General features: G+C 65.7%; 14 protein-coding genes. 2 read left to right on the top strand and 12 right to left on the bottom strand.

Features of this window, described 5'->3' with window-relative positions:
* Positions 1-74: 74 nt before the first annotated feature.
* The 9 genes from ASE59_RS18645 to mdh form a co-directional block, all read right to left on the bottom strand.
* Positions 75-1,244 (bottom strand): aspartyl protease family protein, encoded by a 1,170-nt coding sequence (locus tag ASE59_RS18645; protein ID WP_162235341.1) that lies wholly within the window; start codon positions 1,242-1,244, stop codon positions 75-77.
* 32 nt (positions 1,245-1,276) lie between these two features.
* Positions 1,277-2,797, bottom strand: a complete 1,521-nt coding sequence (locus ASE59_RS18640) for a CpaF family protein (RefSeq protein ID WP_056459995.1) — start codon at positions 2,795-2,797, stop codon at positions 1,277-1,279.
* 169 nt (positions 2,798-2,966) lie between these two features.
* Positions 2,967-4,367 (bottom strand): dihydrolipoyl dehydrogenase, encoded by a 1,401-nt coding sequence (gene lpdA, locus ASE59_RS18635; protein WP_056459992.1) that lies wholly within the window; start codon positions 4,365-4,367, stop codon positions 2,967-2,969.
* A gap of 15 nt (positions 4,368-4,382) precedes the next feature.
* Positions 4,383-4,880, bottom strand: a complete 498-nt coding sequence (locus ASE59_RS18630; protein ID WP_056459990.1) for a YfbM family protein — start codon at positions 4,878-4,880, stop codon at positions 4,383-4,385.
* Between the two features lie 16 nt (positions 4,881-4,896).
* Positions 4,897-6,150, bottom strand: coding sequence for a 2-oxoglutarate dehydrogenase complex dihydrolipoyllysine-residue succinyltransferase (gene odhB, locus ASE59_RS18625; protein WP_056459987.1), 1,254 nt, complete (start codon positions 6,148-6,150; stop codon positions 4,897-4,899).
* Positions 6,151-6,192: 42 nt separating this feature from the next.
* Positions 6,193-9,153, bottom strand: a complete 2,961-nt coding sequence (locus ASE59_RS18620; protein WP_082458582.1) for a 2-oxoglutarate dehydrogenase E1 component — start codon at positions 9,151-9,153, stop codon at positions 6,193-6,195.
* 76 nt (positions 9,154-9,229) lie between these two features.
* Entirely contained in the window at positions 9,230-10,114 is an 885-nt protein-coding gene (sucD, locus tag ASE59_RS18615) for a succinate--CoA ligase subunit alpha (protein WP_056459982.1), read from the bottom strand.
* Between the two features lie 52 nt (positions 10,115-10,166).
* Positions 10,167-10,463, bottom strand: a complete 297-nt coding sequence (locus tag ASE59_RS18610; RefSeq protein WP_056459979.1) for a GIY-YIG nuclease family protein — start codon at positions 10,461-10,463, stop codon at positions 10,167-10,169.
* Between the two features lie 58 nt (positions 10,464-10,521).
* A complete protein-coding gene (mdh, locus tag ASE59_RS18605; RefSeq protein WP_056459975.1) occupies positions 10,522-11,484 on the bottom strand; it encodes a malate dehydrogenase in 963 nt (320 codons plus the stop codon).
* A 302-nt stretch (positions 11,485-11,786) separates the two neighbouring features.
* Here mdh and ASE59_RS18600 point away from each other — a divergent pair, with 302 nt between their 5' ends.
* The gene (locus tag ASE59_RS18600) at positions 11,787-12,068 is read left to right on the top strand and encodes an ETC complex I subunit (RefSeq protein WP_056459973.1); all 282 of its coding nucleotides are present in this window, start codon (positions 11,787-11,789) and stop codon (positions 12,066-12,068) included.
* On the top strand, positions 12,068-12,475 hold the full coding sequence (locus ASE59_RS18595; protein WP_056460188.1) for a DUF2147 domain-containing protein: 408 nt from the start codon (positions 12,068-12,070) through the stop codon (positions 12,473-12,475). Before ASE59_RS18600 ends, ASE59_RS18595 begins: the two co-directional genes overlap by 1 nt.
* A gap of 181 nt (positions 12,476-12,656) precedes the next feature.
* Here the strand turns inward: ASE59_RS18595 and groL are convergent, their stop codons facing one another.
* From groL to ASE59_RS18580, 3 genes are all read right to left on the bottom strand, one after another.
* Entirely contained in the window at positions 12,657-14,300 is a 1,644-nt protein-coding gene (gene groL, locus ASE59_RS18590; protein WP_056459970.1) for a chaperonin GroEL, read from the bottom strand.
* Between the two features lie 78 nt (positions 14,301-14,378).
* Positions 14,379-14,666, bottom strand: coding sequence for a co-chaperone GroES (groES, locus tag ASE59_RS18585; protein ID WP_055757672.1), 288 nt, complete (start codon positions 14,664-14,666; stop codon positions 14,379-14,381).
* Between the two features lie 139 nt (positions 14,667-14,805).
* Positions 14,806-16,197, bottom strand: a complete 1,392-nt coding sequence (locus ASE59_RS18580) for an MATE family efflux transporter (RefSeq protein ID WP_056459967.1) — start codon at positions 16,195-16,197, stop codon at positions 14,806-14,808.
* Positions 16,198-16,276 lie beyond the last annotated feature (79 nt).

Raw genomic sequence — 16,276 nt, 5'->3', positions numbered from 1 at the left:
GGGGTACGAAGTGTTTCCGGTGCAGCACCCGACCTACGCAGCAGCCTCGATCCACGCCGGGCCGGCGGTCGGCCCTAGTAGAAATTCGCCAGCGTCAGTGTCCGGGTCGCGCCATCGCACAGCGTAAGCCGCACGACACGCCCCGGCGCATCGGTGCCCCAGCGCACGTCGACGCCGCCATCGGGGGTCAGCGCCACCGCCTGCCCGTCGACCTGACAGATCAGTTCGTCGGCCTTCCATCCCGCCTTCGCCGCCGGGCTGCCGGCCATGACGTGCAGCACGCGCAGCCGCGCCCGGTCATAGCCGAGCAGCAGCCCGCTGGTCGATTTGAGCGGGGCGGGCGGGGCGTCGGGATTGGGCGAGAGCAGCATCTGCCCCGCGCCGGGATCGAGCAGCACGCGGTAGCGCAGCAACAGCCCGGTGCCGACCCGTCCGCCCACGCGGACCTGCTTGGAAAAGCCGCCATCCGCCTCGATCCGGAGCTCGATCGGTCCCGTCTTGAGACCACCCAGCGATACGGCGTCGGTGACGGTCAGTCCTGCGTCGACGACCCCGCCCGCGCCATAGGCGATGGTCGAGGTGACGCGCGCGCCCTTGATCGCCGCCGCCCGCCATTGGCCACGCGCGATGCTGAGCGCACCACCGTCGCCGGTATCGACCAGCAACGGCCGAATGCGGGTACGGCCCAGCGCCGCCTGCGTCAGATACAGGCCGCTCCCCGATTGCAGGGTCATCGGCACGCGCGTGCCGGCGAACGGCATTCGCCCGCTGGGTAACAGCCGGAAGCGGCGGTTGGCGAAATCGATGTCGAGCGCGTGTGGACTGAACAGGTCGGTGCCGACCAGCACATCGGCATCGCCCGAGGCACTGGCGAGCAGTTTCGGCAGGTCGATTACCGCGACCCGCCCGCCGCTGCGGCTGAGCGCACCGAAGGAAACCGCCTTGGTCGCCGCCCAATCGACGCGGATCGACCCGCCCAGCGCCACGCCCGACGCCGCGCCCTGCGGATCGATGGTCAGCTTCGCCCGGCGGGCGAAGTCGCGGCTGACCGCGGAATGGTTGAGGCCGGTGTCGAGCAGCGCCTGTGCCGGAACGCCGTCGATCGTCATCACAAAGCGCAGATGATTGGCGGCGGTCAGCGTGAACGGCACCCACCGCGCCTCGGCATCGGCGGACAGCGTACCCTGCGCGCGGGCGATGGCGGGCGCGCAGAGCAGCAGCGCGAGGATCAGGCGGAGCAACACCGCCCGCATGTAGGGCGGGCATCGCCCAAGCGCTACAGGCACGCCTCCAGCAGCGCCTGATCGAAGCCATATTGCCGTGCCTTGTCGAGGGTATAGGGGCGCATCCCCATCGATCGGTATTCGCCGATGATCTTGCCGTCGGCGCTTTCGTCCAGATATTCGAACTTGAAAAGTTCCTGGGTGACGATCACCGGACCTTCCATGCCGATCACCTCGGTGATGTTGGTCACGCGGCGCGATCCGTCGCGCAGGCGTTTGACCTGTACGATCAGGTCGACCGAATCAGCGATCTGGCGGCTGATCGCTTCCTTCGGTACCTTGATGTCCGACATCATCACCATATTCTCCATCCGCGCGAGGCATTCGCGCGGGGAGTTGGCGTGGAGCGTCGCCATCGATCCGTCATGGCCGGTATTCATCGCCGCGAGCAGGTCGAAACACTCGCTGCCGCGAATTTCGCCGAGGATGATGCGGTCCGGGCGCATACGCAGCGCGTTCTTGACCAGATCGCGGATGGTGACCTCGCCTTGCCCTTCCAGATTGGGCGGGCGGGTTTCGAGCGGCAGCCAGTGCGGCTGCTGTAGCCGCAGTTCGGCGGCATCCTCGATCGTCAGCACGCGCTCGCCCGGGTCGATCATCTTCGACAGGGCATTGAGCATGGTGGTCTTGCCCGAACCCGTCCCGCCAGAGATGACCACGTTGAAGCGGCTGGCGCCGGCGACCTTCAGTACGGTGGCCATTTCCTTGCTCATCGAACCGAAGCCGGCCATCATGTCGATGGTGATCGGCTTCGCCGAGAATTTGCGGATCGAGATCGCCGTGCCCTTCAGGCTGAGCGGCGGCACGATCACGTTGACGCGGCTGCCGTCCTTCAGCCGGGCATCGGCCAGCGGCGTGGTCTGGTCGACGCGGCGCCCGACCGAGTTGCAGATGCGCTGCGCGATCTGGAACAGATGCTCCTCGTCGCGAAACGCGATATTGGCCAGCTCCAGCTTGCCCTTGCGCTCGACGAACGTCTGTTCCGGACCGTTGACCATGATGTCGCTGACCGCGGGATCCGCCAGCAGTTCCTCGAGCGGGCCGAGACCCAGTAACTCGTCGACCAGTACCTTTTCCAGCGCGAACTGCTCGCGCCGGTTCAATGTCAGCTTCAATTCGGCGAGCACCTCGCCCACGATCGGCCGGAATTCCTCGGCCAGTTCGTCCTTGCTGAGTGTCGCGGCGGCTTCGGGATCGACGCGTTCGAGCAGGCGCGGCAGCACCTGTTCCTTGATGCGGTGGATCGAGGATTCGAACCCCTCGACGCGGCTGTTGCCCGCCTCGCCCGACAGCGCCTGCCGGTCGGCCAGCCGCTGCATCGCGTCGCCCACGCCCTGCGGCAGGCTGCCGGCCTGTTCGCCGGGCATCGGCGCGAAATCGTCGCCCGACAGCGGCAACTGGGTCAGCGGCGGGAATTGCGCGGCGAGGTCAAGATCGGCGGCCCGCGCCGGCCCCGATCCCTGCATCGGCCGCGCCACCCCGAAGGATGGCCTGCCGCCGCCCGCCCCGCTCATGCCGCTCCGCCGTCCGAATGCGTTCACGCCCGCCACCCTTCTGATTCGTGACGGGCAGGCTAGGCGGGAAGTTTCTACAATTGCCTAACTACGACCGGTAAGGCGTAGACGCAAAAGGGCGGAGCATGTCGCCATGCCCCGCCCCCCAATGTCGCGTTCGCGGACTCGGTCAGATGTGGATCGGCTTGCCCTGCACCGCCATCGCCGCTTCCTTGAGCGCCTCGGCATGGGTCGGGTGTGCGTGGCAGGTGTAGGCGATGTCCTCGCTGGTCGCGCCGAATTCCATCGCCTGTGCCGCCTGTGCGATCATCGTGCCGGCGAGGCTCGATACGATCCACACGCCAACGACACGGTCGGTCTTGGCATCGGCGATGACCTTCACGAAACCGTCGGTGTCGCGGTTGGTCTTGGCGCGGCTGTTGGCGGCGAACGGGAATTTGCCGACCTTGACCTCGCCCTTTTCCTTGGCGGCTTCTTCGGTCAGGCCGACGCCGGCGATTTCGGGCATGGTGTAGACCACGCTCGGGATCACGTCGTGGTTCACGATGCCGGTCTGGCCGGCGATGAACTCGGCGACGGCAACGCCCTCGTCCTCGGCCTTGTGCGCGAGCATCGGCCCGTGGACTACGTCGCCGATCGCCCAGATGCCGTCGACCTTGGTGCGGAATTCGTCGTCGATATCGACCTGCCCGCGCTGGTTGACCGACAGGCCGGCCTTGTCGAGCTCGAGATGTTCGGTGTTGGCGCGGCGGCCGATCGACACCAGCACCGCATCGGCGGTCAGCGTCGTCGCCTCGCCACCGGCTGCAGGTTCGAGCGTCAGCGTGGCGGTGCCGCCATCGACCGACGCGCCGGTGACCTTGGTCGAGGTCTTGAGGTCCATGCCCTGCTTCTTGAACAGCTTGGCCGATTCCTTACGGACCTCGCCATCGAAGCCGGGCAGGATCTGGTCGGCATATTCGACCACGGTGACCTTGGCGCCCAGACGGCGCCACACGCTGCCGAGTTCGAGGCCGATCACGCCGCCGCCGATCACCACCAGATGCTCGGGCACCTTGGGCAGGGCGAGGGCGCCGGTCGAATCGACGATCACCGCCGCATCATTGTCTACGGTCACGCCCGGCAGCGGGGTGACCGACGAACCGGTGGCGATGACGATGTCGCGCGCGGTGACGGTGCGATCGCCGACCTTTACGCTATGGTCGTTCTCGAACGCCGCATAGCCCTTCAGCCATTCGACCTTGTTCTTCTTGAACAGATATTCGATGCCGCCGGTCAGTTCGCCGACCGCCTTCTTCTTTTCGGCGTGCATCTGGTCGAGGTTGAGACGGGCACCGTCCAGCTCGATGCCGAACTTGGCGAGCGCACCGTGCGCGGCTTCTTCATAGATTTCGGACGCATGCAGCAGCGCCTTGGACGGGATGCACCCGACGTTCAGGCAGGTGCCGCCCAGCGTCTCGCGACCCTCGGCGCAGGCGGTCTTGAGCCCGAGCTGTGCCGCGCGGATCGCCGCGACATAGCCGCCGGGGCCGGCACCGATCACGAGGACGTCGAAGTCATATTCAGCCATAGTCTCTATCCCGTCCTAGTCGTTGTGGGCGATCACGCGGATCGCGCCGTCGCCGGTACGGCGGCACTGTGCCGCAAATTGGCGCAGGGCGGGAATGCCCTGCATCACATAATCGAGTGCATCGGCGCTGCCGAAGCTGTCCGCCAGATAGACATCGGCCTTTGCCATCGCGCGCGGGTCGAAGCGGCGGGCAAGCGCCGCGTCGTCGAGTTTGTCGAGCGCGTCGGCGAACGCCTGCATCAGCGGCGGCGCGATCAGGCCGATCCCGCCCTCGCCATTCTCGTCGGCACCCAGTTCGGGCAGCGCGGCGATGATGATGCCGAGCGTATGGCCGACATCCTCGGCAGAGCCGGTCAGCAGGTAATGGACCGCATGCCATGCTTCGCCCAGATCGAGAAAGTCGAGATTCTCGACGCCTTCCTCGAACAGGAAATCCTCGAACACCGATGGGTCGGCGACCAGCCGGTCGATGTCGGCATCGCCGGCCCGACGCAGATAGATCACCATGCCCATCGGTGCTCGCCGTTCCTTAGAGGTCGATCAGCAGGCGGGTCGGATCCTCGATCGCGTTCTTCAATGCGACGAGGAAGGTCACCGCTTCGCGACCGTCGATCAGGCGATGATCGTAGCTGAGCGCAAGGTACATCATCGGGCGCACCACGACCTGTCCGTTGCGGACGACCGGGCGTTCCTCGATGCGGTGCAGGCCCAGCACTGCCGACTGCGGCGGGTTGATGATCGGGGTCGACATCAGCGAGCCGAACACGCCGCCGTTCGAGATGGTGAAGGTACCGCCCTTCATCTCGTCCATCTTCAGCGTGCCGTCCTTGGCGCGCTTGCCGAAGTCGCCGATCGTCTTTTCGACGCCCGCGACCGACAGCTTGTCGGCATCGCGGATGACGGGGACGACCAGGCCACCCGGTGCCGACACGGCGACCGAGATGTCGGCATAGTCGCGATAGACGATCTCATCGCCCTCGATCGAGGCATTGACCGAAGGAATGTCCTTCAGCGCCATCGTCGCGGCCTTCACGAAGAAGCCCATGAAACCGAGGCGGACGCCATGCTTCTTTTCGAACAGGTCCTTATACTTGGCGCGCGATTCGATCACCGCCGTCATGTCGACGTCGTTGAAGGTGGTCAGCAGCGCGGCAGTGTCCTGCGCTTCCTTCAGGCGGCGGGCGATCGTCTGGCGCAGACGCGTCATCTTCACCCGCTCTTCGGCGCGTGCCGGGGCGGCGCTGGCGGTCGGCGCGGCTGCGGCGGGGGCAGCGGCCGGCGCGGCGGCGGCCGACTTGTCACCGGCAGCGGCGACGACGTCTTCCTTGGTGATGCGACCGTCGCGACCGGTGCCCTTGACCTTGGCCGGGTCGACGCCGTGTTCGAGGATCGCGCGACGCACCGACGGCGACAGCGCGGCGGCGTCGACATTGTTGTCGCCGCCGGTCGGGGCCTGCTGTGCAGCGGCCGGGGCAGCGGTGGCGGCGGTAGCGGGGGCCGCGTCCTGCTTGGGGGCTTCCGCCTTCGGAGCGGCGGCGGCGCCGTCACCCGATTCTATCGTCGCGATCATCGCGCCGACCGACACGGTGTCGCCGGGCTGCACGGCGTGCTGGCCCATGACGCCGGCGACGGGCGCGGGAACCTCGACCGACACCTTGTCGGTTTCGAGGCTGGCGATCGGTTCGTCGGCGGCGACCGCCTCACCCGGCTTCTTCAACCATTCGCCCAGCGTCGCTTCGGTGATCGATTCGCCCAGCGTGGGGACCAGAACTTCGGTTGCCATCGGATCTTCCTCATCTCCCCCGTGTCGGGGGTAATAACACGGTTAGGATGCGGCCTTGCCGGTGGCGCGATCGCCCTCGGCCTGACGGGTGCGGCGGATTTCGTCGCGGACATTGTGGCCGAGCGCATCGGCGACCAGCGCGCCCTGTTCGGCCTGGTGCCGCTTCATCAGCCCGGTGGCGGGCGATGCCGCTGCCGTACGACCGGCATAGCGGGCGCGTGCGACCTGTGCACCGGCCTCGGCCAATGCCTCTTCGATCGCCGGTTCGACCAGGAACCACGAACCGTTGTTCTTCGGCTCTTCCTGTGCCCAGACCACATCGGTCAGGTTGGGCAGGCGCTTCAGCCGCTCGACCAGCGCGTCTGACGGGAACGGATAGATCTGTTCCACGCGAACGATCTGGGTCTGCGTATCGCCGGCCGCATCGCGCGCTTCGATCAGGTCGAACGCGACCTTGCCCGAACACAGCACCAGACGGGTGGTGTTCGCATCCGCCGGGGCCGACGGATCGGACAGCAGCCGCTTGAAGTGCGTACCCGGCAGGAAGTCCTCGGTCTTCGATACCGCCAGCTTGTGCCGCAGCAGCGACTTTGGCGTCATGATGACCAGGGGCTTGCGGAAGTTGCGATGCATCTGCCGGCGCAACAAGTGGAACAGGTTAGCCGGTGAAGTGACGTTGGCGACCTGCATATTGTCGCCCGCACACAGTTGCAGGAAGCGTTCCAGACGCGCCGAGCTATGCTCCGGACCCTGACCTTCATAGCCGTGCGGCAGCATCATTACGAGGCCGTTAGCACGCAGCCACTTGGCCTCACCGGCGGCGATGAACTGGTCGATCATGATCTGCGCACCGTTGGCGAAATCGCCGAACTGTGCTTCCCAGATGACCAGCGCCTTCGGATCGGCGAGCGCATAGCCGTACTCGAAGCCGAGCACGCCATATTCCGACAACGGGCTGTCGAGCACTTCGAAGCTGCCATGCTCGATATTGTTGAGCGGCACATACTTGTGCTCGTCGGTCTGGTCGACCCACACCGCGTGCCGCTGCGAGAAGGTGCCGCGACCCGAATCCTGACCCGACAGACGGACGCCGAAGCCTTCCGACAGCAGCGAGCCGAAGGCCAGCGCCTCGGCGGTCGCCCAGTCGAAGCCTTCGCCATTCGCGAACATGCCGCGCTTGGCGTCGAGGACGCGCGACAGCGTCTTGTGGACCTGAATGCTGTCGGGGACCGTGGTCAGCGTGCGGCCGAGCGAGTCGAACAGCTTCTGTTCGATGCCGGTGTCGACCGAACGGCGCGAGCCCTCCGCATCCATCGGCGCGTGCAGTCCCGACCAGCGACCGGCGAACCAGTCGGCGCGGTTGGGCTTGTAGCTCTTGGCGTTTTCGAATTCACCTTCCAGCAGCTGGGTGAACTCGGCGGTCTTGGCAGCGGCGAAGTCGCCGTCGATGACGCCTTCCTCCTGCAACCGCTTGCCATAGATCTCGCTGACGCCGGGATGGCCCTTGATCTTCGCGTACATCAGCGGCTGGGTGAAGGACGGTTCGTCGCCCTCGTTATGGCCGAAGCGGCGATAGCACCACATGTCGATGACGATGTCGCGCTTGAACGCCTGACGGAACTCGATCGCCATCTTGGTGGCGAAGGTCACCGCTTCGGGATCGTCGCCGTTCACGTGGAAGATCGGCGCCTGCACGCCCTTCGCCACGTCCGACGGATAGGGCGACGAGCGCGCGAATTGCGGCGAGGTCGTGAAACCGACCTGGTTGTTGATGATGAAGTGGACGCAGCCGCCGGTGTTGTACCCGCGAATGCCCGAGAAGCCGAGGCATTCCCACACGATCCCCTGACCCGCGAATGCTGCGTCGCCGTGGATCAGGACCGGCAGCACCTGCTCGTGCTTTTCGAGGTCGCCACGGAAGGTCTGTTGCGCGCGCACCTTGCCCAGCACGACCGGGTTGACCGCTTCGAGGTGGCTGGGGTTCGCGACCAGCGACATGTGCACCGACACGTCGTCGAAGCTGCGGTCGGTCGAGGTGCCGAGGTGGTACTTCACGTCGCCCGAACCGCCGATATCGTCGGGGTTGGCGCTGCCGCCCGCGAATTCGTGGAAGAGGACGCGGAACGGCTTGTTCATGACGTTGGTCAGCACGTTCAGACGACCGCGATGCGCCATGCCGTACACGATCTCGCGCACGCCGAGCTGGCCGCCGTACTTGATGACCGCTTCGAGCGCCGGGATCATCGATTCACCGCCATCGAGGCCGAAGCGCTTCGTGCCGACGTACTTGCGGCCGAGGAACTTCTCCCACTGTTCCGCCTCGATGACCTTGGCGAGGATCGCCTTCTTGCCTTCGGGGCTGAACTGGATCGCCTTGTCGCGGCCTTCCATCCGGTCCTGAAGGAACTTGCGCTCCTCCACGTCCGCGATGTGCATATATTCGAGGCCGACATTGCCGCAGTAATTGGCGCGCAGGATGTCGACGATCTCGCGCACGGTCGCCCATTCGAGGCCGAGCGTGCCGCCCAGATACACCGGCGTGTCGATTTCGGCATCGGAGAAGCCGTGATATTCGGTGCGGAGGTCTTCGGGCAGTTCACGCCGGGCGAGACCCAGCGGATCGAGATTGGCGGCGAGGTGGCCACGCACCCGATAGGTGCGGATCAGGATCTGGGCACGGATCGCGTCGCCGGCGGCCTTCGCCACATCGACCTTCGGCGCGGCCGGGGCCGCCGCCGGGGCGGGCTTGCCGCCCTTGGCGGGCTTGGGCGCCGGCTCCATCTGCGTCGGGTCGAGCGCGGCGGTCAGCGCGTCGGTGTCGGTCAGCGGCCAGCGCTTGCTCTGCCAGCTGGGATGCTGGGTCGCACCCTCCAGTCCGTCGAACCACTGACGCCAGCCGGCATCGACCGACGAGGGATCCTCGCGGTAGCGACCATAGAGCGTTTCCACGAATGCCGGGCTGACGCCGGCGGCGATGTCGAAATCCTGGCCTTCGTAGCCCATGGTCACATCCTGTCCGCTTGTGCCCGGTCGAACCGGGCGGTGCCCCGTGCGGTTCCACGCACGGGGCAAGTCACGTTCAACCGTTCAGCACCTGCAGCAGCGTCGAACCCAGCTCGCTGGGCGATGCCGCAACCTTGATGCCGGCGGCTTCCATTGCCGCGATCTTGCTTTCCGCGTCGCCCTTGCCGCCCGACACGATCGCGCCGGCATGGCCCATGCGGCGGCCCGGAGGCGCGGTGCGGCCCGCGATGAAGCCGGCCATCGGCTTCTTGCGGCCGCGCTTGGCTTCGTCGATCAGGAACTGCGCGGCCTGTTCCTCCGCATCGCCGCCGATCTCGCCGATCATGATGATCGACTGGGTCTCGTCGTCGGCGAGGAACAGCTCCAGCACGTCGATGAAGTTGGTGCCGTTCACGGGGTCACCACCGATGCCGACGGCAGTCGTCTGACCCAGGCCGGCGTTCGAGGTCTGGAACACCGCTTCATAGGTCAGCGTGCCCGAGCGCGAGACCACGCCGACGCTGCCCTGCTTGAAGATGCTGCCGGGCATGATGCCAATCTTGCACTCGCCCGGCGTCAGCACGCCTGGGCAGTTCGGACCGATCAGCCGCGACTTCGAACCCGATAGCGCGCGCTTGACCTTGACCATGTCAAGCACCGGAATGCCTTCGGTGATCGCGACGATCAGCGGGATTTCGGCATCGATCGCTTCGAGGATCGAGTCGGCCGCGAAGGGCGGCGGAACATAGATGACCGAGGCGTCGGCACCGGTCTTGGACTTGGCTTCGGCAACGGTGTTGTAGACCGGCAGGCCGAGATGCTCGGTGCCGCCCTTGCCCGGCGTCACGCCGCCGACCATCTGCGTGCCGTATTCCAGCGCCGCCTTGGTATGGAAGCTGCCGGTTTCGCCGGTCATCCCCTGGGTGATGACTTTGGTGTTCTTGTTGACGAGGATGCTCATGCGTCTGCTCCAGCGGACCCCGGCGAAGGCCGGGGTCCAGTTGCGAAGGCGGTCATGGTCGTGCGATCCGATCGTACAGGTCGTCCCAGTCGGGATTGAGACCTTCGATCTCGCGCAGTTTCCACGCTCGCTTCCATTCCTTCATTCGCCGCTCGCGCAGGCGGGCGGAATTGATGTCGCCATGCACCTCGAACCAGACGAGGCGATGACAAGTTCGTTCTTTGGTGAAGCCGTCGACCGTCCCGTGGCGGTGGTCGTAAACGCGCTTCACCAAGTCGCTGGTCGATCCGAGATAGATCGTCCCGTTGCGTCTGTTGGCCATGATATAGACGAAAGCACGTCGTTCCATCGCTGACCTTGACCCAACTGGACCCCGGCCTTCGCCGGGGTACGGTCGTCGTGCAGGCTTACGCCAGCGTCTCGTCGATCCCCTTGCAGGCGACCAGCAGTTCCTTGACCGCATCGACCGAAACGGTGAGGTTCGCCTTGGCTTCGTCGCCCAGCTTCACTTCGACGATCTTCTCGACGCCGCCGGCACCGATCACGACGGGCACGCCGACATACAGGTCGTCGATGCCGTACTCACCCGACAGATACGCCGCGCAGGGCAGGACGCGCTTCTGGTCGTAGAGATAGGCTTCGGCCATCGCGATGCCGCTGGTCGCGGGCGCGTAGAAGGCCGAACCGGTCTTGAGCAGGCCGACGATCTCGCCGCCGCCGCCACGGGTGCGCTTGACGATCGCGTCGACGCGTTCCTTGGTCGACATGCCCATCTCGATCAGGTCGGTGACCGGGATGCCCGAAACGGTCGAATATTCGAGGACCGGGACCATCGTGTCGCCATGCCCGCCCAGCACGAAGCTGTTGACGTCCTTGACCGACACCTTGAATTCGTCCGCCAGGAAGTGGCTGAACCGCGCGCTGTCGAGCACGCCGGCCATGCCGACGACCTTGTTGTGCGGCAGGCCGCTGAATTCGCGCAGCGCCCACACCATCGCGTCGAGCGGGTTGGTGATGCAGATGACGAATGCGTCGGGGGCGTTGTTCTTGATGCCCTCGCCGACGGCCTTCATCACCTTCAGGTTGATGCCGAGCAGGTCGTCGCGGCTCATCCCCGGCTTGCGCGCGACGCCGGCGGTGACGATGATGACGTCCGCGCCCGCGATATCGGCATAGTCGTTAGTGCCGGTGATCGTGGCGTCGAACCCTTCGACGGGTCCGCACTGCGACAGGTCGAGCGCCTTGCCCTGCGGTACGCCGTCGACGACGTCGAACAGAACGATGTCACCCAGCCCCTTGAGGGCAGCGAGATGGGCGAGCGTGCCGCCGATGTTGCCAGCGCCGATCAGCGCGATCTTCTTGCGAGCCAAGACGTCTCTCTCCGTAGCAAGTCGGGCGCGGTCCTGCCGCGACGCGGGCGCTGTACGGCGTTTCGAGGCGAGAAACAACCCTAAAGCGAGGCATAATGATAATGGATCGCAAATGCAATATCGGATAATGGTGGCGGAAATACGAGGTTCTGTACCGGCATTATCTAAAAATTTGCCACCATGGCGGTCGATCGACGCGCCAAAGCGTGATTCGGCGCGTTCGGACGTGCGACTCTGCTGGCAAGCAGCGCGCGCTTTGCTATGCAGGCATGAAATTCCGATCGCTACTCAAGGTTTCGTCCATGCCCAACGCTCGTATCTATCAATATCCCAAGAACGCGATGCAGTCGGGGCGCGCCAAGACGCAGATCTGGATGCTGGAGTTCGAACCGGCCGAGCCGAAGCAGGCCGATCCGCTGACCGGTTGGGCCGGATCGGGCGATACCCGCGAACAGGTGAAACTGCGCTTTCCCTCGCTCGACGCGGCCACCGATTATGCCACGCGCGAAGGGATCGAGTTCCATGTGGTGCCGGCGCCCGAGCGCAAGCTGAAGCTGCAAGCTTACGCCGACAACTTCAAATGATGCGGTCGCCGTTCCTCGCCGGCGCTTTGCTGCTGGCCGCACCGGCGTTTGCGGCGACTCCGATCGCCGGGCACTATGTCACCGAGGACGGGTCGGGCGTGATCGAGATCGGTCGCTGTGGTGCTACCGTGTGCGGCAAGCTGGTCCGTATCCTCAAGTCCGAGCCGAACGCGCCCAAGACCGACGTCAATAACAGCGACCCGGCGCTGCGCTCGCGACCGATCCTTGGCATGCCGATCCTGAGCGGGTTCAGCGATGCCGGGAAGGACTGGCGGGGGCGGATCTATGATCCGCGCAACGGCAAGACGTACAAGTCGATCGTGTCGAAGAATGGCGACGGCACGTTGAAGGTGCAGGGGTGTATCGCTTTCCTGTGCCAGACGCAGACGTGGAAGCCGGCGGGGTAGGTGAGTTCGGTTACGGGATAGCCGACATGAAAAGGCCGGGAAGGGGTGTCCCTTCCCGGCCTTTTCTTTGTCTGGATCGGAACGGCACCGGCAAAGCCGGTGCCCGTCGGTCGGGTGCCTTGGCACCCGCCGGCCGTTCTGATTTCGTGTCCGGGGCAGGTTTCCCTGCCCCGGTCCGAAATCAGAAGTCCATGCCGCCCATGCCGCCCATGCCGCCGCCGGCAGGCATCGACGGAGCCTTGTCTTCCGGCAGTTCCGAAACGGTCGCTTCGGTGGTGATCAGCAGGCCGGCGACCGAAGCCGCGTTCTGCAGCGCGGTGCGGACGACCTTGGTCGGGTCGATCACGCCGGCGGCGACGAGGTTCTCGTACACGTCGGTCGAGGCGTTGAAGCCGAACGAGGTATCGGTCTGGTCGAGCAGCTTGCCCGAGACGACCGCACCGTCATGACCGGCGTTCTGAGCGATCTGACGCACCAGCGAGGTCAGCGACTTGCGGACGATGTCGACGCCGCGCGTCTGGTCGTCGTTCGCACCGGTGACGCCTTCGAGCGCCTTGGTCGCGTACAGCAGCGCCGTGCCGCCGCCGGGGACGATGCCTTCTTCGACGGCTGCGCGGGTTGCGTGCAGCGCGTCGTCGACGCGGTCCTTGCGCTCCTTGACCTCGACTTCGGTCGCACCGCCGACCTTGATGACCGCGACGCCACCGGCGAGCTTCGCCAGACGCTCCTGCAGCTTTTCACGGTCATAGTCCGACGAGGTGACTTCGATCTGCTGACGGATCGCATCGGTGCGGCCCTTGATCGCGTCGGCTTCACCGGCACCGTCGACCAGCGTGGTGTTGTCCTTGTCGATCGTCACGCGCTTGGCGGTGCCGAGCATACCCAGCGTAACGGTCTCGAGCTTGATGCCGAGATCTTCGCTGATGACTTCGCCCTTGGTCAGGATCGCGATGTCTTCCAGCATCGCCTTGCGACGATCGCCGAAGCCCGGTGCCTTGACCGCTGCGACCTTCAAGCCGCCACGCAGCTTGTTGACGACCAGGGTCGCCAGCGCTTCGCCCTCGATGTCCTCGGCGATGATCAGGAGCGGACGGCCCGACTGCACCACCGCTTCGAGGATCGGCAGCATCGCCTGCAGCGACGACAGCTTCTTCTCGTGGATCAGGATGTACGGGTCGTTCAGTTCGACCTGCATCTTTTCCGGGTTGGTGATGAAGTACGGCGACAGATAGCCGCGGTCGAACTGCATGCCTTCGACGACGTCCAGCTCGAATTCGAGACCCTTGGCCTCTTCGACGGTGATGACGCCTTCCTTGCCGACCTTCTCCATGGCTTCGGCGATCTTCTCACCGACTTCCACGTCGCCATTGGCCGAGATGATGCCGACCTGTGCGACTTCCGACGAACCCGAAACCGGCTTCGAACGGGCCTTCACGTCCTCGACCACCTTGGTCACGGCGATGTCGATGCCACGCTTCAGGTCCATCGGGTTCATGCCGGCGGCGACCGACTTCATGCCCTCGCGCACGATCGCCTGTGCCAGCACGGTGGCGGTGGTGGTGCCGTCGCCGGCGATGTCGTTGGTCTTCGAGGCCACTTCGCGCACCATCTGTGCGCCCATGTTCTCGAACTTGTCCTTCAGTTCGATTTCCTTGGCGACCGACACACCGTCCTTGGTGATGCGGGGCGCGCCGAACGACTTGTCGATGACGACGTTGCGGCCCTTCGGCCCGAGCGTCACCTTCACCGCGTCGGCGAGGATGTCGACGCCGCGCAGGATGCGTTCGCGGGCGTCACGACCGAATTTTACGTCCTTGGCTGCCATGGTGGCTACCCTTTCCAAATCTCAAAGTTCACTAAGTTCACACTCGCGACGCAAGTGTGACGGGTCAGAACCGGTCGTTCAGCCAACGATGCCGAGGATGTCCGATTCCTTCATGATCAGCAGGTCTTCGCCGTTGACCTTGACCTCGGTGCCCGACCACTTGCCGAACAGGATGCGGTCGCCGGCCTTGACGTCGAGCGGCGAAACTTCGCCCTTGTCGTTCTTGGCGCCAGCGCCGGCGGCGACGACTTCGCCTTCCTGCGGCTTTTCCTTGGCGGTGTCGGGGATGATGATCCCGCCGAGCGTCTTTTCCTCGGCCTCGACGCGGCGGACGAGCACGCGGTCGTGCAGCGGACGGAAGTTCATGCGCAATTCCCTTTGATTGGCAGTACGAAACATGTCTTGGCACTCACCGTTCGGGAGTGCCAGCTGCCGGGATATGTGCAGCCGTTCATCCACCGTCAAGCAGCGTCGGAACAATTTTGACGCTGGTACGTGGCCCCCGTCAGACGGGTCGAACCAGCCCCAGCCGATCGCGCCGCCGCCAGCGATCGACCAGCAGCAGCGCGACGACCAGCAGCCCGAGCGCCAGCCCGATCCACACCCCGACCCCGGCAAGGTTGGTCCAGAAGCCAAGCGCGACCGAGGCGGTGAAGCCGATCCCCCAATAGCCGATCAGCGCGATGACCATCGGCACCCGCGTATCCTGTACCCCGCGCAGCACCCCCGCCGCCACCGCCTGCGCTCCGTCGGCCAGTTGGAAGATGGCGGCGATGGCGAGATATTGCAGCGCCAGCGCGACCATCGCGGCGTTCGAAGGTGCCTGCGTATCGATATAGACCGAGATGAAGGCGCGCGGCGCGATCCATAGCAGCAGCGCAGTGAACCCCATGAAGCCGGTGCCGACCACCAACGCGGACCAGCCGGCGCGGCCGATCCAGATGCGGTCGCCCGCGCCGTAAGCGAGGCCGACGCGGATCGTCGCCGCCTGCGCGATGCCGAACGGTACCTGGAACAGGAAGGCGGCAATCTGAAGCGCGATGGCGTGGGCGGCGACCTCGGTCACGCCGATCCGGCCCATCAGGAAACCGGCGGCGGAGAATAACGCGCCCTCGAACGTCATCGTCGCCGCGATCGGCACGCCGAGGATGACGATCTGGCGCAGGCGCGCCCATTCGCCGCGCCACCAATTGCCGAACAGGCGGAAGCGCCGCAGCCGGCGATCGGCGAGCAGGACGACGGCATAAGCGAGCATCATCGCGATGGCGGTCGACAGGCTGGCGATCGCCGACCCCTCCAGCCCCAGCGCCGGAAAGCCGAGATTGCCGAACACCAGCAACCAGTTGGCGAGGATCGACACGGCAAGGCCGAGCGCGGTGATCGCCATCGCCCAGCCGGCACGGCCGAGCGCCGATGCGGTGATCCGCATCACCGTGCCCGCCAGTGCCGGGATCAACGCCCAGAGCAGAATGTCGAGAAAGGCGTCGGTGCGCACCGCGACGCGCGGGTCCTGTCCGGCGAGCAGCAACAGGCTTTCGCCATGGGCGAGCAGCGCCATGAACGGCAGGCTGCCCAGCACCGCAATCCATGCGCCCATGCGGAACGAGCGCCGCACCTCGCGCACCGCATGGCGGCGGCGGCCGAGTTCGGCGGCGATGATCGGCGCGGCGGCACCGACCAGCCCCGACATGGCGAACAGGATGACGCTGTAGATATAGACGCCGAGCGTGGCGGCAGCGAGTTCGACCGCGCCCAACCGGGCGACGAACACCACGTCGACGGCATAGACCGCCATCTGCAACAGGTTGGCGCCGACGAGCGGTGCCGCCAGCCGCAGCGTCGCGGCCAGTTCGGCGCGGGCGCTGGCGGGCGCGGCGGGGGCGGCGGCGTTGGTCATGGGCGCGCGTGTAACGGGTTCGGTTGGGGGAGGCCAGTTGAGGTGTTGCTCCCCTCCCTGACGAGGGAGGGGCTGGGGG

This window comes from Sphingomonas sp. Leaf10 (assembly GCF_001421245.1).
GTDB lineage: Bacteria > Pseudomonadota > Alphaproteobacteria > Sphingomonadales > Sphingomonadaceae > Sphingomonas.
The sequence above is the reverse complement of the archived record's forward strand: the minus strand, read 5'-3'. Positions and strand labels throughout refer to the sequence as shown.

Bases quoted from the DNA above. Each gene is read 5' to 3' on its own strand.
- ASE59_RS18640 (WP_056459995.1), bottom strand. From the start codon at position 2,797: ATGAGCGGGGCGGGCGGCGGCAGGCCATCCTTCGGGGTGGCGCGGCCG.
- lpdA (WP_056459992.1), bottom strand. From the start codon at position 4,367: ATGGCTGAATATGACTTCGACGTCCTCGTGATCGGTGCCGGCCCCGGC.
- ASE59_RS18630 (WP_056459990.1), bottom strand. From the start codon at position 4,880: ATGGGCATGGTGATCTATCTGCGTCGGGCCGGCGATGCCGACATCGAC.
- odhB (WP_056459987.1), bottom strand. From the start codon at position 6,150: ATGGCAACCGAAGTTCTGGTCCCCACGCTGGGCGAATCGATCACCGAA.
- ASE59_RS18620 (WP_082458582.1), bottom strand. From the start codon at position 9,153: ATGGGCTACGAAGGCCAGGATTTCGACATCGCCGCCGGCGTCAGCCCG.
- sucD (WP_056459982.1), bottom strand. From the start codon at position 10,114: ATGAGCATCCTCGTCAACAAGAACACCAAAGTCATCACCCAGGGGATG.
- ASE59_RS18610 (WP_056459979.1), bottom strand. From the start codon at position 10,463: ATGGAACGACGTGCTTTCGTCTATATCATGGCCAACAGACGCAACGGG.
- ASE59_RS18600 (WP_056459973.1), top strand. From the start codon at position 11,787: ATGCCCAACGCTCGTATCTATCAATATCCCAAGAACGCGATGCAGTCG.
- ASE59_RS18595 (WP_056460188.1), top strand. From the start codon at position 12,068: ATGCGGTCGCCGTTCCTCGCCGGCGCTTTGCTGCTGGCCGCACCGGCG.
- groL (WP_056459970.1), bottom strand. From the start codon at position 14,300: ATGGCAGCCAAGGACGTAAAATTCGGTCGTGACGCCCGCGAACGCATC.
- groES (WP_055757672.1), bottom strand. From the start codon at position 14,666: ATGAACTTCCGTCCGCTGCACGACCGCGTGCTCGTCCGCCGCGTCGAG.
- ASE59_RS18580 (WP_056459967.1), bottom strand. From the start codon at position 16,197: ATGACCAACGCCGCCGCCCCCGCCGCGCCCGCCAGCGCCCGCGCCGAA.